This is a genomic window from Candidatus Baltobacteraceae bacterium (genome assembly GCA_036488875.1).
In the GTDB taxonomy this organism is placed as follows: Bacteria; Vulcanimicrobiota; Vulcanimicrobiia; order Vulcanimicrobiales; family Vulcanimicrobiaceae; genus JAFAHZ01.
On the sequence record DASXGW010000001.1, the window covers coordinates 435,013 to 449,388 of the forward strand.

At 60.7% G+C, this 14,376-nt stretch carries 13 protein-coding genes; 8 read left to right on the top strand and 5 right to left on the bottom strand.

From position 1 onward, the window contains the following. The first annotated feature begins 33 nt into the window (after positions 1 to 33). Positions 34 to 1,776: a hypothetical protein gene (locus tag VGG89_01915; GenBank protein ID HEY1975288.1), complete on the top strand. Its 1,743-nt coding sequence runs from the start codon at positions 34 to 36 to the stop codon at positions 1,774 to 1,776. Here the strand turns inward: VGG89_01915 and VGG89_01920 are convergent. Beyond that, positions 1,751 to 2,323, bottom strand: coding sequence for a YceI family protein (locus tag VGG89_01920; protein HEY1975289.1), 573 nt, complete (start codon positions 2,321 to 2,323; stop codon positions 1,751 to 1,753). The genes VGG89_01915 and VGG89_01920 overlap by 26 nt on opposite strands. On the opposite strand from VGG89_01920, the gene VGG89_01925 reads away from it, so the two are divergent. From VGG89_01925 to VGG89_01950, 6 genes are all read left to right on the top strand, one after another. Next, the gene (locus VGG89_01925; protein HEY1975290.1) at positions 2,322 to 2,771 is read left to right on the top strand and encodes a PepSY domain-containing protein; all 450 of its coding nucleotides are present in this window, start codon (positions 2,322 to 2,324) and stop codon (positions 2,769 to 2,771) included. The genes VGG89_01920 and VGG89_01925 overlap by 2 nt on opposite strands. Then, on the top strand, positions 2,678 to 3,358 hold the full coding sequence (locus VGG89_01930; protein ID HEY1975291.1) for a PepSY-associated TM helix domain-containing protein: 681 nt from the start codon (positions 2,678 to 2,680) through the stop codon (positions 3,356 to 3,358). The genes VGG89_01925 and VGG89_01930 overlap by 94 nt, the downstream gene beginning before the upstream one ends. 26 nt (positions 3,359 to 3,384) lie before the next feature. Continuing rightward, entirely contained in the window at positions 3,385 to 3,936 is a 552-nt protein-coding gene (locus VGG89_01935; protein HEY1975292.1) for a sigma-70 family RNA polymerase sigma factor, read from the top strand. Beyond that, a complete protein-coding gene (locus VGG89_01940; GenBank protein HEY1975293.1) occupies positions 3,926 to 5,017 on the top strand; it encodes a hypothetical protein in 1,092 nt (363 codons plus the stop codon). The genes VGG89_01935 and VGG89_01940 overlap by 11 nt, the downstream gene beginning before the upstream one ends. Before the next feature lie 80 nt (positions 5,018 to 5,097). Continuing rightward, complete coding sequence (locus VGG89_01945; protein ID HEY1975294.1) at positions 5,098 to 6,495, top strand: OFA family MFS transporter; 1,398 nt, start codon at positions 5,098 to 5,100, stop codon at positions 6,493 to 6,495. Between the two features lie 131 nt (positions 6,496 to 6,626). Next, positions 6,627 to 7,934 (top strand): lipase family protein, encoded by a 1,308-nt coding sequence (locus VGG89_01950; protein ID HEY1975295.1) that lies wholly within the window; start codon positions 6,627 to 6,629, stop codon positions 7,932 to 7,934. Here the strand turns inward: VGG89_01950 and tauD are convergent. The 3 genes from tauD to VGG89_01965 all read right to left on the bottom strand — a co-directional run bounded on the left by tauD (position 7,886) and on the right by VGG89_01965 (position 11,238). Further along, entirely contained in the window at positions 7,886 to 8,719 is an 834-nt protein-coding gene (gene tauD, locus VGG89_01955; GenBank protein HEY1975296.1) for a taurine dioxygenase, read from the bottom strand. The two genes, VGG89_01950 and tauD, sit on opposite strands and share 49 nt — an antisense overlap. 110 nt (positions 8,720 to 8,829) lie before the next feature. After that, a complete protein-coding gene (locus VGG89_01960; GenBank protein HEY1975297.1) occupies positions 8,830 to 9,009 on the bottom strand; it encodes a hypothetical protein in 180 nt (59 codons plus the stop codon). Between the two features lie 102 nt (positions 9,010 to 9,111). Then, a complete protein-coding gene (locus VGG89_01965; protein ID HEY1975298.1) occupies positions 9,112 to 11,238 on the bottom strand; it encodes a hypothetical protein in 2,127 nt (708 codons plus the stop codon). Between the two features lie 124 nt (positions 11,239 to 11,362). Between VGG89_01965 and VGG89_01970 the strand changes: the two genes are divergently transcribed. Then, positions 11,363 to 11,884 (top strand): hypothetical protein, encoded by a 522-nt coding sequence (locus VGG89_01970; GenBank protein HEY1975299.1) that lies wholly within the window; start codon positions 11,363 to 11,365, stop codon positions 11,882 to 11,884. A 673-nt stretch (positions 11,885 to 12,557) separates the two neighbouring features. Here VGG89_01970 and VGG89_01975 read toward each other — a convergent pair. Beyond that, positions 12,558 to 14,375, bottom strand: coding sequence for a sialidase family protein (locus VGG89_01975; GenBank protein HEY1975300.1), 1,818 nt, complete (start codon positions 14,373 to 14,375; stop codon positions 12,558 to 12,560). Position 14,376 lies beyond the last annotated feature (1 nt).

Genomic DNA, 14,376 nt, shown 5'->3' on the forward strand with positions numbered 1-14,376 from the left:
CGGCCGGCCGACGTTTGCGGTGGTGGAACTGCGATGAGCGGCCGCTGGAAGGTTGCGATTCTTTCCTTATGCGCGGGTAGCGCGCTGCTTTTACTGGCGTCACAGCTCTTCGGCCTCCTCGGCTACGGCGGAATGCCGCGCGTCGGTCTCTGGGGGATGCAGGTCGTTCCGGACAAGCCGTTCACGTTTGTCGTGACGTCGCTCGATCCGGGCCAAGGTGCGGACCGAGCCGGAATCCGTCCCGGCGACGTCATCGACATGCGCGCTCAGCCTCTCACCGTTCGGTTTTGGCTGCTCGACGAGCCGATTGCCGGCCGTCCGGCTACGCTGCAGCTCGTGCGCGGCGGCCGCGCGCTGACGGCTACCGTCATGCCTACCGGGATAAGCGTGCGCCGGCGCCCGGACATCATTGTTTTCGCGGTCGCCATCCTATGGATGATCGCGTTTGCCGCATTACTGGTATGGCGCAAGCCGGAGTCGTACGACGTCCGGCTGCTCTCGCTGACGCTGATCTGCACTGCGGCGAGCCGGGCGATCGTGAATTTTTCAAGCTCGTCGGCCGCGTTCTACGTCGTAGACTTCCTTTCGATTTACGTGCTCTATGGCGCAGCGGTCATATTGTGGGCCATGTATTGCGGCACGTTCGACCGGCCGCTTTCGCCGCTGCGACGCATCGTAGGTTACGTCTGCGTCGCGCTCGCCGTGGTTTCGATCGCGATCGGCGTAGCGGCAGTCATTGGCGAAATGACGCTGTGGTTTAGCGCCGACGCCTATCTGCACTTTTACGGAGGGCGCAGCGAACAGTGGCACTTACCCTACGACTTCGCGGTGGTAGCCGGCATCGTCGCCGGCGCCCTGGCGATCGGCGCGTCGCGGGGTGAAGAGCGCCAGCGCGCGGTATGGGCGCTCGTTCCGCTCGGGCTGCTATTCGGCTTCAACGTCATCGGAGGATACTTTGAAGGATCGCAAACGGGTTACAGTGCGCTGGTGTTTTGGATTGCGATTCGGAACGTCTTGCTCTTCGTCGTTCCCATACTCTTAACGTACGCGGCGCTGGGACGGCGGCTGCTCGACGTCGGTTTCGTCGCGAATCGTGCGCTGATCTTCGGTATCGTGTCGGCGATCGTCGTGTGCGTTTTTTTGATCGTGGAGTGGGCGGCCAACGAGCTTCTGGTTAACGCGAGCCGCACGACGGGGACGGTCTTCAGCATGGCGGTGGCGCTGGGGCTCGGCTTGTCGATGCGGCCGATTCACCGCTGGACGGATCGTTTCGTCGACCAAGTGTTTTTCCGCAAGCGTCACGAGGACGAAGCGGCGCTGCGGCGGTTCGCGCACGAGGCGGCGTATATCACCGATCGCGAGACGTTGATCGAGCGGACCGTCGAGACCGTTCGCGAGCACGCCTACGCGGCGACGGTAAGCGTTATGTTTCTCGGCACGAACGTCGACGAGAACGATCGCGCGATCGTGGCGCTGCGGACGTGGCACAAACCGGTCGATCTCGATACGCTCGAGACTACGTTGCAGGGCGAGTACGCGTATCCGATGCTCTCGCGCGGGCGCTTGATGGGTGCGCTCGTGTGCGGGCCAAAGGCCGACGGTGAGAGCTACGCGCCCGACGAATCAGCGGCGCTGTTCGAACTCGCGCACGGCGTCGGAACCGCGCTCGATCTACTCGGCGAGGGTCGCACCGACGGATCGACTGCGGTGCTAGAGCAGCTCGCGGCGCTCAATCGTCGCCTCGACGCGCTTACGGAGCTTCAGCCTCGGCATTGATGCTGAGATCGATGTCGTTCCCGACGATCATCGGACCGTAGCTCATGCCCCACTGCGTGCGATCGATGGTTGCCGTCGCCGAGTAGGCGATGAGCATGCGGCCGCGCGGCGAGTTCCCCGCGCCGACGACCGCGGCGTTGAGCGTGATGGGATGCGTCTGCCCGTGCATCGTGAGATCGCCGGTGATCGTGAAATGCTTGGCATCGGTGCCGTCGACTTTCGTGCTGACGAACTTGATCGTCGGGTTGTTGGCGACGTCGAAGTAGTGCGGCGACTTGAGATCGCCGTCGCGCATGTCGTTGTGGGTGTCGACGTGCGACGCGTCGAGCTGCGCGGTGACGGCCACGGGAATCTGCGACGGTGGGTTGAGCTGCACCGAAGCGCTCGAGATCGGAATCGTTCCGACGACGGGAACGATGCCGAAGTGCCGCGCGGTGAACTGCGCGGTCGAGTGGACGGGGTCGACGGACCAGGTCTGCGGTGCGGCGGCCGCGGGCAGGCACGTCGCAAATGCGATTGCGGCCGAGAAAAGAAGAAGACGTTTCATGGGGAAGGCGCATTCTGGTCGCCGGGTGCTGTTCCTGGTGCATCAGTACACGGGATTCATCTTTGCCGCGTATCTCATCGTCGTGTGCTGCAGCGGCGTGGCGTTGGTGCTGTTGGAGAACCAGATCTTCGGCTATCGCGACTACCTGATGCTTAGGGTGCCGGTGCGAGAGCACTCGCTGTCGATCGCGGGTATCTTGGGGATCGCGGAGCGCGCTAACCCAGGAAAACCGGTGCGCCACGTGCTGCTATCGTGCCCGACCGGCTGCACCGACGACGTCAGCTTTGACGATGGACCGAACCGGCTCGACGTGCTAGTCGATCCGTACACCGGAGCGATTCTCAAAACGGTCGTGTGGGAGCAGACGGCGATCGGCGTGCTGTATGGTTTACACGGCAGCTTGTTTTTGGGCGATACGGGGAAGCGATCAACGCTGCGGCGGGGTTGAGCTTGATCGTTCTCGGCTGTACGGGAATCTATCTCTGGCCGTGGCGATTTAGGCTGCGTTGGAATGCGCTCGACCTTCATCGAACGATCGGCGTATTCGCCGCAGCGTTTCTCTTCATGTGGGCGTTGACCGCTGCGGGGCAGGTATTTTGGGACGAACCCGACGAGCCGATCGCACCGGCACCGTCGCACGGCACCGCACTTGGGTTGGACCGGCTCGTCGCGATCGGGAATGCGGCGCTTCCAGGCGAGTTGACGTTCGTCTATCCGCCCGCGAACGGGGTCGTCGTCGTTCGCAAACGCGTTCCCGGCGACCCGGATCCCTACGGATACAGTTACGTCGCCGTCGACGCGCACGCCGGGCTAGTGGTGCAAGTTTACGACGCGCGAACGTTTCCGCCGTCGTGGCGTGTGCGTACGGCGATGTACGCGGTACATATCGGCGCCCCCGGCGGACCGGTCTTGCGGGCGCTCTACGCGCTCTTCGGGCTGGCGCCGGCGGTGCTATTCGTAACGGCGTTCCTCATGTGGCGCAAAAAGCTGAAGCGCTCGGAACAATTGCGCGACGCGGCGCCTCTTTCAGGATAGCGGTCTCTAGGACCGGGAGGAGGCGCATGACACGTTGGGCACCGCCCGAGACGATTTCCGCGGCGCACCGCGGCGACGAAAACGCTCGCGAGGCGCTCATCACGGCGATTTGGCCCGCTTGCTATCGTTTGGCCGCGACGGTCATCGGCGACGCGGCCCTGGCGCAAGACGCGGCGCAGGAGGCATGCGCCATCGTGCACCGGCGAATACCGGGCTTACGTGAGCTCGCTGCGTTCGACACGTGGCTCTACCGTATCGTGATGCGCGAAGCGGCCCACGTGCGGCGCCGCAATCCACCCGTCTACGAGATTCCCGAACGCGCCGCGGCCGTCGAGGATACGAGTGCCGCGATCGACGTCTGGAGCGCGCTCGGCAACCTGCCGCCCGATCAGCGCGACGTCCTGGTGCTGTTCTATTTCGACGATTTATCGACCGACGAGATTGCCAAGATTTTGAATGTCGCCCACGTTACGGTGCGTACGCGCCTATCGCGAGCGCGACAGCGCTTACGCGGCATCCTCGACGATTATAATTCCGGGACCTTAGCGCAGCCGGAGGAGAAGCAGTATGCACTCTGAGTTTTCGATGATGGCGAAGTCCGCGCGCGCGGCTATTGCCGTGCCGGGCGTTCCGTTCGACAAGATTGTGAGTCGCTCGCGGGCGTTGGGCTATCGCGATCGGCTACGTATGGTCGTTGCGTGCGGCGCGTTGGCGCTCGCTGCGGTTGCGAGTGGAACCGTCGGACCAAAGGTCTATGACGGCATTCAGTTCTGGTTCGCGGGCAACCGGTGGGCGGTCCGCGTGAACTCGTTGACGATCATGAGCCCACCGTCTGCGAACGACCTTCGCGCCGTCACTGCGAGCGCGACGTTTCCAGTCGTGTATCCGGTAGGGTTGCCGAATGGCACGCATCTGATTCGGATTCTGTATTCACCGGCGGATCGTCCAACCTCGATCACGATCAACTACCTCAACACTCGCTCCGGATTCCATGAAGGTTTCACGCTGATCGACTCAAGGATCATTAATGCGACCACCTTTCCGAATAGTCCCAAGCAGCAATCCCATTTCCGAACGGGACCGAGTGCCCAGAACCCGTGGCGCATCGGTGATGAAACAGTCATGGCTTTCAACGATAAGGGGCCGGCAGCGAAGGTGCGAGCGATCGAAATGGCCATGCGGTCTACATCTCCGGCCGAGAGTCTGTCCGCAAACGTAGCGATGTTGTGGAAGATTCGATGGTTGGGCGGTACGTTCGAGCTGACTGACGTCGCCGATCGTCTCGCCGGGGACAGGGCCGGCGTGTTGATCGATCGTGGTAATCTCCGACTCATTTCGGAACTCGCTCGCACGCACCGGCCTCTTCTCGCGCCTAAGATCACGTATCTCACGAACATTCCATATGTTGGCGGTCTTCCGCAGTACAATCGTGCGACAATTCGCTGGGGACGCGACGTTACGATCCCGGCCGGCGGGGTTCGCGCAGTCGCCACGGCGATGGCTGCGGCGGGCGAGTCGGGCCGCTGGACCGACTGCTGCGAGATTCTCTACACTGCGGCGCAAAACGGTACGTACACGCTCTGGACGCTGCCGATGAAAAAGTCGCAGTCGATCGAAAGGTACGAAATCGATGCAAAGACTTATCGCGTGAGAAGCTGAGCGGCTCGAGCGCCAAGGAGCCATGAAAAAGCTCTTGAAAGCCTAGCGAACGACCAGCAGCGACTTACGAGGACGGCACAATGAGCTTTTTAGACCGTTCGCACTCGATCGCGGCACCGGGCTTCAGCCGATGGCTGGTCCCTCCCGCGGCGCTCTGCATTCATCTTTGTATCGGTCAAGCGTACGCCCTGAGCGTGTTCAACAAGCCGATGTCGCAACTCATCGGTATCAGCGCGCCGGCGCCGGGCGATTGGAGCATTCCCGCGATCGGGTGGATCTTTAGCCTCGGGATCGTCTTTCTCGGACTGTCGGCGGCATTCGGCGGAAAATGGGTCGAGGAAGCCGGCCCGCGCAAGGCGATGTTCTTGGCGGCGCTGTGTTTTTGCGGAGGTCTCGCGATTTCAGCGGCCGGCGTTGCGGTGCACCAGTTGTGGGTCGTGTACCTCGGCTATGGCGTCGTCGGCGGTATCGGACTCGGCATCGGCTATATTTCGCCCGTCTCCACGCTCGTCAAGTGGTTCCCGGACCGGCCCGGATTGGCAACGGGGACGGCGATCATGGGCTTTGGCGGCGGCGCGCTGATCGGTGCTCCCCTCGCAGTCGCTCTCATGAAGTTCTACGCGACGCCAACCTCGACGGGCGTCGCGCCCACGTTGCTGACGATGGCCGTGATCTATTTCGTCTTCATGATCATCGGCACGTTCATCGTGCGCGTTCCGGCGGCCGGTTGGCTTCCGGCCGGATACGTTGCACCGACGCAGTCGACCGGCCTCGTGACCGCGGAAAACGTGCTCGTGGGACAGGCGGTAAAAACGCCGCAGTTCTACCTGTTGTGGATGGTGCTGTTTCTCAACGTGACGGCGGGAATCGGCGTGCTCGGTCAAGCGTCGCTGATGATTCAGGAGATGTTCCCGGCGAAGTTCCCACATGCGACGGTGGCGGCAGCGCAAGCGTCGGCCGCGGCGGCTGCGGGGTTTGTCGGTTTGCTCAGCGTCTTCAATATGGGCGGCCGGATCTTTTGGGCGTCGATGTCGGACTTCATCGGCCGTAGAACGACGTACGTGGTGTTCTTCGTCCTGGGCGCATTTCTGTATGCTTGCATACCTGGAATCGGTCGCGCGGGAAACTTGGCGCTGTTCATTACGTGCTACTTGATCATCCTCAGTATGTACGGCGGCGGCTTCTCGACGATACCGGCCTACTTGCGCGATCTCTACGGGCACATGAACGTCGGAGCGATTCACGGCCGGATTTTGACTGCGTGGTCGGCGGCCGGCATCGCGGGACCCGTGCTCGTGAACTACATTCGCGAGTATCAGATTAACCACGGCGTTGCCAAAGCCGACGCCTATTCGGTCACGATGTACGTTATGGCCGTGTTGCTCGTCATCGGATTGATCTGCAACCTGTTGGTGCGTCCCGTCGACGAGCGGCATCATTATAAAGAAGATGAAGTGCTCGTCGGAGGTGTCGCATGAGCAACGCGCTCAAACTCACGCTCTCGTGGGCACTGGTCGGCATTCCGCTGCTGTGGGGAGTCTACGTCACGCTACTCAATGCAGTGAAACTATTCCGCTAGCTTTTTTGAGCGAACGGCGAAGCAAGCACTGTGCGTAGGCGATTTTGGAGCTTCGTTCTCTTGGCTTTTGTGCTCGCCGGGTGTTCGTCGGGCAGCGGTGCGTACGGCCCGCCGACTCCGGGTCCGGCGCCGGCGCGAGGCGCCGTCATCTCCGTGACGCACACGGCCACCTTGAGCAAAACGGCGATGGAAGGCGGCGAAGCCGGCCCGTTCGTGACCGGGATCGGCGGAGCGCCCAAGTGCGACGTCGATCTCTATGCCGTCCGGTACGTGACTATCGGTGCGCACGGCGAGCCGGCCGATGCAAGCGCCGGCTTCTACGTGCCCGGACGCGGCTGCAAGGGGCCGTACGTGCTGATCGGCTACTCGCAAGGGACGAACTTCAATCGCGCGATGAATATCGCCGTTTCCACCAAGCAGAATCCCGAGCCGCTCATCCTCGCCGGCGTCTACGCCGCGCACGGTTACGTCGTTGCGGCAACCGACTATCTCGGCCTGGGCTATTCGACGTATCCCTACGAGCCGTATCTCGTGTCGAGCGCCGAAGCCAGCGCCGAGATCGACGCGATGCGCGCCGTGCGCAACGCCGCCAAGACCCTGCACGTGGCGCTTTCCGGCAAAGTGTTCTTGCAAGGCTACTCGCAGGGCGGGCACTCCACCATCGCCGTGCAGCGTGCCATCGCGCAAGAAGCGCCGAGCGAGTTCGACGTTATCGCCAACCAGCCGGGCAGCGGCATGTACGAGCTGACCAGCTGGGTTCAGAGCAATGCGAAAAAACCGCCGTCCGACGGCGAGTCGGCGTTTTTTGCGTTTCTCGTCCCCGGCTACAATAAAGTGTACGCTAACATCTATAAGGATCCGTCGGAAACGTTCAAGCCGCCCTATGCGAATTCCATCGATACGCTGCTGCCCGTAAAGACGTACGCGCAGCAGAACGCGCTCGCGGGGAAAACGCTGCCCGTCAACCTCAAGGAACTGATGCAGCCACGGTTCTTCCGCGATCTCGCGAGCGATCCGAACAGCGGCGTTCGCAAGGATCTCACGGCCAACGAGCCGCTGACGGATTGGAAACCCACGACCCCGATCTACTTGTGCGGCGGACATCACGATCCGGTCGTCGACTATGAGAATTCGCGCCAGGCGTATGCGTTTCTCAAAGGCGAAGGCGCGAAAGTGACCCTCGTCGATCTCAACTCAATGGTGCCGCCGGGCATTCCGCTAAGCCAGTATCACGACGCCGTGTTTGTTCTGTGCACGGTCGTCGAGCGCGTCAAAGTCCTCGATCCGCTTTATACGCGCTCTTCGTCGAGGACGGTTGCCCGGCGCATGCGGCGATAGTTGGGGTAGTAATCGCCCAGCGCGCAGTGTTGCGTCCAGCGATTATCCCATAACACCAGCGTGTTCGGTTTCCATCGCCAGCGTACTTGATACTGCGGCTGTTCCATGTGCTCGAATAGAAACTTCAGCAGCATATCGCTTTCGCGCTGCGAGACGCCCAAGATTCGCGTCGTGAAGTCCTGGTTCACGTAGAGGGCGTATCGGCCGCTCTTTTTGTTCATGCGCGCGACGGGATGCGAGACCGGCGGATGCTTGGCATACATTTCGGCCATCCGGTCCTCCATGCCGATCCGCGCAAACCGTTCCGGCGTGAAGTTCTTCGCGAACGAATGTTCGGCGCGCAGATTCTGCAATAAGGTTTGCAGCGGTGGGCTCAGGTCGCTAAACGCCTGATACATGTTGGCCCACAGCGTATCGCCGCCCAGTTCGGGAATAGCTTCGGAGTACAGCACCGCGATCTTCGGCGGCTTTTCTAAAAACGTGACGTCGTTATGCCACCGGTCCGCGCTCGGCGGCCGCTTGGCGTCGTTCTCGAGCACCATGACTTCAGTCGCTTCCGACATTCCGGGATAGAACGGGTGCAAGTAGAGCGGCCCAAGTGCGGCGGCGAGATCGCGCTGCTGTTTCGGCGTGACGTGCTGATTTTCAAAGAAGAGCACCAAGTGCTCGTCGAGGGCTTCGAGGATCGCGCCTTTGATCGCGGCCGGGCTCTCGGCGCTCAGATCGACGCCTTCGACCACGGCGCCAAGACTGGGGGCGAGGCGGTGAGCGGTTAAGGCGTTCATTAGTCGTTAGGCAAGAAAATCGCAGTTCGTTTGACCGTAGCTCACGCGATACTGCAGACCTTCTAATGCGTAGTGTGGACCAAGTGGACCGCTACCGTCGGTCGCATCCACTAGATCCGTGCCTTGCCGTTTAAGGCCTCGAGCTGGTAGAGGATCTCGATGAGCGTGTAACACTGCGTCATGCCGATGACGTATTGAAACTCGCCCGGGTCGACCTTTCGTTTCTGCCAATCCTCGACTTGGAGTTGTAAGGCCTCCATCATGGCCTTGGCATTGGAACGAATCGCCATTGGCGCCCCTTTCACTTCAAACGGATACGACTCGGATTGAAGAACCGCGATCGTAACGGGGCTTCAAAATCGGTGTCCAAGGCACCTTGCCGAGCCCTTATCCTACGTTGGTTGGGCGGACGCCTGACTCACTGGTGCGTCGGAGGGTTCACGCCGCAACGCGAAAGCCAATCCGTATAGCGCGGCGACGACAATGAGCAGTGCCCGGTAGCCCACGAACAACGACGCGTACTCGAGGACTCCGCCGATCATCGCCCCGAGGAGGTTCGCTGCAAATGCAGCGGTCGATGAGCCGACGTTGCGGAAGCGTTCCGCAAAGATGAGATTCGCAAGGAAGATGGGAGCGAAAGCCAGCGCGATCGCCGCGCCGAGCCGCAGTGGAATATCGAGCGTGAGGAGCAGCTCGGGTTTGACGGCCCAGGCAACTGCAAGCGACGCAAACAGGGCGACGTAGAGCCAACGAGGACTGGGCAGCCGGGCGCGCCGAGTGACCTCGATGGCCGCATACACGGAAAGCAAAATGCCGAAGAATACCAACGCGTTGACGAACCACGTCGTACCAAAAAGAAGAGCGAACTGCACGACGTTCTTGGTCTCGAGTAATAAGAAGGCTGCGCCCATGAAGAACAGATCGAGGTAACCGCTCATGTCGCGCAGCGAGCCGGCCGCCAAGCGAACCATGAGCAGTGAGGCGAGCAAGATCGCGCCGATGGTGATCAGATAGATTTGCGGGATCGCGCTCGAGCGCAGATAGAGAAACGGCCGGTCGTCGGTGACGGGCGCCGGAACGAAACGCCCTTGTGGACTCCAGAGGCTCGCGCACGCGACGTTGCCGGATGCCGCTCCGATCATCAGGAGAGCTAAATGAGCTTGGGGTCCGGCTGACGTCGCGCAGGGCGGATGGCCGAAGGTAAGTGCGAGCATGTTCGCCAGCCGATCGACCGGCCAATCCTCGCGATAGTAATTATACATACCAAACGCGCCGCCGGCAGTGAGATGCTCGCGCGCCGCGCGGATGGACTCGGTGGTAAAGAGATAGGTCTCGAGGCGCAGCGAGGACTGCCCTGAGATGAGCGCAAGTGAGTCCGGCAAAGCGAAAAGGATTAAATCGTATTTTTTGCGCGTGCGCTCCAGAAACGCACGCCCGTCGTCGATGTGGATGCTGACTTGCGGCTGCTGATACGGATGATCCGGGTTCATACTGCGCCCGATTTGGTAGATTCGCGGATCGATTTCGACGGCGTCGACGTGCTTGGCGCCCGATGCCAGCGCGATGGCAACGTCTTTACCGTTCCCGGCTCCGACGATCAGCACGTCGCGGAGCGGATTGTTGCGCACGCTTTGATACGGAACGAAATAAATCGGCTCGATGTCCCTTCGTTCGGCGGTAGAGACGATCGTCTGGTGATTGATTCCGTTAACATCGATCGCAACGAACTGATTTTTCACGCGATACGGGGCGCCGTTGAGGTCGTAGACGGTCGTACCCGGCTTGAGGGTGAAGACTTTGACTTTATAATACGGCGACCAGGTGTAACCGGGCTGAAATGATTCTCGTCCGAGCATCAAGAGGAGCGCCACCGCGGCCACGACTTGAAGCGCTTTCACCGAGGGAGCGTAAAGGATGAGAAACACGATGGACGCGATCGCTCCCCACACGAGCGGCGGCGCTCCCAGGTACGAGAGCAGGCTGAGAGCCACAATGCCCGTGAGACTGCCAAGGATGTCGAGCCGATAGGCTTCCAGCGGCTCGAACTGTGCGAAGATGCGCGCGACGCCCTGCGCAATGGTTCCCATGACCGTGGCAGTCGCCAGGAAGACCACCGGCAGGATCGCCCACATCGGAATGCCGCTGGAAATCGCACCGAAGTAGAATACGTCGCCACGAGGCCGCGCGATCGTTACCGGAAAGAGCAGCACGAGCGCCACGAGGAAGGCGAGAACGACGATCGCCCACGGGAAGTAATCCGTGCGCGATTTCCCCTTGAGGAATCCTAGGCCGATGCCGAGGAAGCTGCCCAACAAAACGAAGTTCGAAAAATACGAAAGATAGATGACGTTCGAGCCAAGCCAACGGATCAGCGCCAGCTCGACGAACAGCATCAAAAAGCTCGACAGGACTAAACGCGACCTTCCCGCCATGTCGAGCAATTCTATCATTGCTTCGCCGGGTCCCTGCGCGAGGGCGAACAAGGTGGAGAATCGCTCTTTGGTTTCTTTCGGGGGCACGTTTACAGTGGTTCGCTGCCCTTTGCGATTATACAAATCAATAAGACCTGATCGCGCTGTGCGGCTGCCCCCGCGGGAACCAAACGGGGGCCAGCGAACGTCCCTCTATCAGGAGGTTACCCGTATGAGTTACCTGCGATTTTCGCTATGGCGGCTGCTGTGCGCGCCGATGTGCGCGGCGCTTCTGTTGCCCGGTTGCGGCAGTACCGCCGCGAGCCAGCCTCCCCCGGGTGGTCTTTTCGACGGTAATGAATGGCGGGTGACGGTGCGCAACCAAACCGACCGTTACGTGTGGCTATCGAGGTATTGGCAAACGACTTGGACCAAAGATTGGCACCTTGAGAACTACTCCCGGTGCATCGCTCCTCACGGCGAAAGCACGGCGTCGATCGACTATACCGGCCCGAACGGTGCTGAAGCGCGGCTTCGCGCCGAAGTCAAGCCCGCCACTGCGACCGGTTGCGAACCACACGAGAATACCGCCGACGTATGGGGCAATGCATGCAACGAGCACCTCTTCACCAATAAAGAGGGCACCCAGCAATGGCATGTTGTGAGAGCGGAAGCGTTCGTTAAGTACGACGGAAAGGATTACACTGTGCCTACGTCTTGCGACGTGGCGCATTGGTCTTTCGTGCGCAAGTGAGTTTTGCATCCGCGTGACGGACGACTAAAAAAGCCCCGCGGAACGTTCTTATTCCACGGGGTTTTTACAATGGTGGGCGGTATCAGGATTGAACTTATGACCTCTTCCGTGTCAAAGAGATCGATCCACCAGGCAAGCTCCGCTTCCCTCGTGCACGAGAGTGTTTCACGTTGCAGGATCCGCACGCCGCGCGCGTGGTACGTGGTAGCTTAAGTGGTAGTTCCTTCTTATCTTCTGGCGGTGCGGCGGCTGTACTAAAGAGCCGGTCTCCGGGCCGGAAGGCCTCGAGCCCGTCCTGCGTTCCGAACCTCGGCTTTGGGGCAGATTTGCCGCCGCTAAACAAGGAAATCGATTCCGATTGCATCCGAGTCTACCCGAAAAATCTGGGTCAGCTTCGATCCGTCCTTACCCTTGAGTTACTTACATTCGAGAATATCGCGATCTGTTTGGCTGACTCGATGGACGGGGCGATTCTGGAATTTCCTAGCGAATCAGAGATAAGTCGCAATCTGGGTTTAGAATTAATAGTTCAGCCATGAACCCATCGCCTACACGCGCTTGCGCCTTCCGAGCGGGAATGGGCTTTTATACCGTGCGAAAACTCGGAAGTTCCTCATCAAACGTGCCGACGCCCCGATGGGGCGGCCGCTCGATTTACGGGCGTTGCTCCTAGTTAGGGTGTCGCATACCCGGTGACGGTCGTGAGAAGCGTAGGATCGAAGTTGCCCGAGGGAAGCCGGACGCGCCACGTTCGGCTGGCCGTATCGGCTCCCGGAAGCAGCCGTCCTAAGTTCCCGATTGTGGCCGAAGAATACACGAACGTCGCGCCGATACCGGCTTTCTGATTGTCCGCGTTGAGCACCGCAATCGGCGGCTGCTTGGCTGTGAAGTTCGGGTTTTCGTCGTCGTACGGATTGTGCGTCAAGCTAACGGTAACCGTAAACGGTGGATACAGAACCGAATGCGAGGTGTTGTGCAGCCGCACCGGCACGGTAAACGCTTGCGATTTACCGTCCCAGGTTCCGACGCCAAACTCGAGCGCTATCGAGTCGGTGAGCTTGCGTTCGCTCAAGCCCGCCGGCACGGGGTCGGACGCGGTTGTAAAGGCCGTCGCCGTCCAAACCTGTCCCGTGCCGTTGCGCGCGTCGATCCAAATCGGGTGAAACCCGCCGCTCGCGTCGGCGGCGAGTCCCATGTAGTCGCCGAACGAGGCATAGCGGTTGAGCGGCGACGTGAATCCGACGAAGATCCCTTTCGTATCGGGAAACGCTTGCGCCGAATAGCCGTCACCATTCGGCGGACGGATCGGCGACGACGTGCTCGAAACGCGTGCAAGCGTTGAAAACGATCGGCCGCCGTCGTGTGAAAGGGCGAACATCTCGGAAATCGTCTCGGACTCATGCGATGCGTTGTACCAACTGATGCCCAGTGCACCCATGTTGTTGACCGCGAGTGACGGTTGATATTGCGAGTCCAGACGATCGGAAGTCGTCAGAATCTCCTGCGGCTGCGTCCAGTGCGTTCCCATGTCGTCGGAACGAGTGAACAACAGGCGCGACCGCGGCGTTCGCATGTCGCTCCAAACGCCATAGATTTCGGTGCCGCTAGTCGTCCGTGCCGAGGCAAACTGCGGAACGGAATCGACGTCAAACGTATAGTCACCGCTGTGCAGGCGCTGTTCCGTGGCCTTGAGTCCGTACACGATGCGATCGCCGACGCGTCGCGGCGTGCCGAACGATCGACCGCCATCGCGCGAAAGACTTACGGCGACGACTTCGTGTGTATCCGTAAGCGATTTTACGTGAAAAAACGGAAACAGAAGATTTCCGCCGGGTAACACGACCGGACGGCTGTTGAACGACCATCCTCGCCAAACTTCCACCGGACGGTGAAACGTGCGGCCGCCGTCGCTCGACCAGATGAGTCCCAATGCATTGACTTGCGGCGAAAGACTCGCGGTATACAAAGCCGACATGTATATTCGGCCGCGATACGTACCATTCGTTTCGTCGATCGCGAGCTGCTCGTGGTCGTAGCTGTGCTTGTCGGGTGTTTGAAGAAATGCTAGGCGTTGGAAGGTCTCTCCGGCGTCGAGCGTGCCGAAGACGTAGAGACCGTTCAGCGTCTCTCCGGAGGAGTCGGCCTCGCTGCCGAGTATTGTCATATAACCTTTGCCGTCGGCACTAAAGGCCGCCTGAACGTCGCCTAAGAGGGAACCTGAGGCGAGCGGTAAGGTGGTGCCGCGCCAGTTGTATCCCCCGTCGTCCGACCTAAACGTTTCTGCCGTCAAGCCGCCGACGCCGAAGACCATCGAACCGGCGATGAGCTTGCGTGCATCCTTCGGCGACACCGCGATCGCCGGTTCGACGTACCACGACGACGGATGTCCGTCGACGACCGAGTCGGGTCCATACGACGGCTGGGAACTGCCGATGGTACTCGCGCAGAGCGAAACCGTGAGAAAAAGCGTGACCGCGCGTAGTGTCTTCACG

What these genes read in the sequence shown, in the direction of transcription:
- VGG89_01940 (HEY1975293.1), top strand. Translation starts at nt 3,926, where the DNA reads ATGCACTCTGAGTTTTCGATGATGGCGAAGTCCGCGCGCGCGGCTATT.
- tauD (HEY1975296.1), bottom strand. Translation starts at nt 8,719, where the DNA reads ATGAACGCCTTAACCGCTCACCGCCTCGCCCCCAGTCTTGGCGCCGTG.
- VGG89_01925 (HEY1975290.1), top strand. Translation starts at nt 2,322, where the DNA reads ATGGGGAAGGCGCATTCTGGTCGCCGGGTGCTGTTCCTGGTGCATCAG.
- VGG89_01945 (HEY1975294.1), top strand. Translation starts at nt 5,098, where the DNA reads ATGAGCTTTTTAGACCGTTCGCACTCGATCGCGGCACCGGGCTTCAGC.
- VGG89_01935 (HEY1975292.1), top strand. Translation starts at nt 3,385, where the DNA reads ATGACACGTTGGGCACCGCCCGAGACGATTTCCGCGGCGCACCGCGGC.
- VGG89_01960 (HEY1975297.1), bottom strand. Translation starts at nt 9,009, where the DNA reads ATGGCGATTCGTTCCAATGCCAAGGCCATGATGGAGGCCTTACAACTC.
- VGG89_01920 (HEY1975289.1), bottom strand. Translation starts at nt 2,323, where the DNA reads ATGAAACGTCTTCTTCTTTTCTCGGCCGCAATCGCATTTGCGACGTGC.
- VGG89_01970 (HEY1975299.1), top strand. Translation starts at nt 11,363, where the DNA reads ATGAGTTACCTGCGATTTTCGCTATGGCGGCTGCTGTGCGCGCCGATG.
- VGG89_01915 (HEY1975288.1), top strand. Translation starts at nt 34, where the DNA reads ATGAGCGGCCGCTGGAAGGTTGCGATTCTTTCCTTATGCGCGGGTAGC.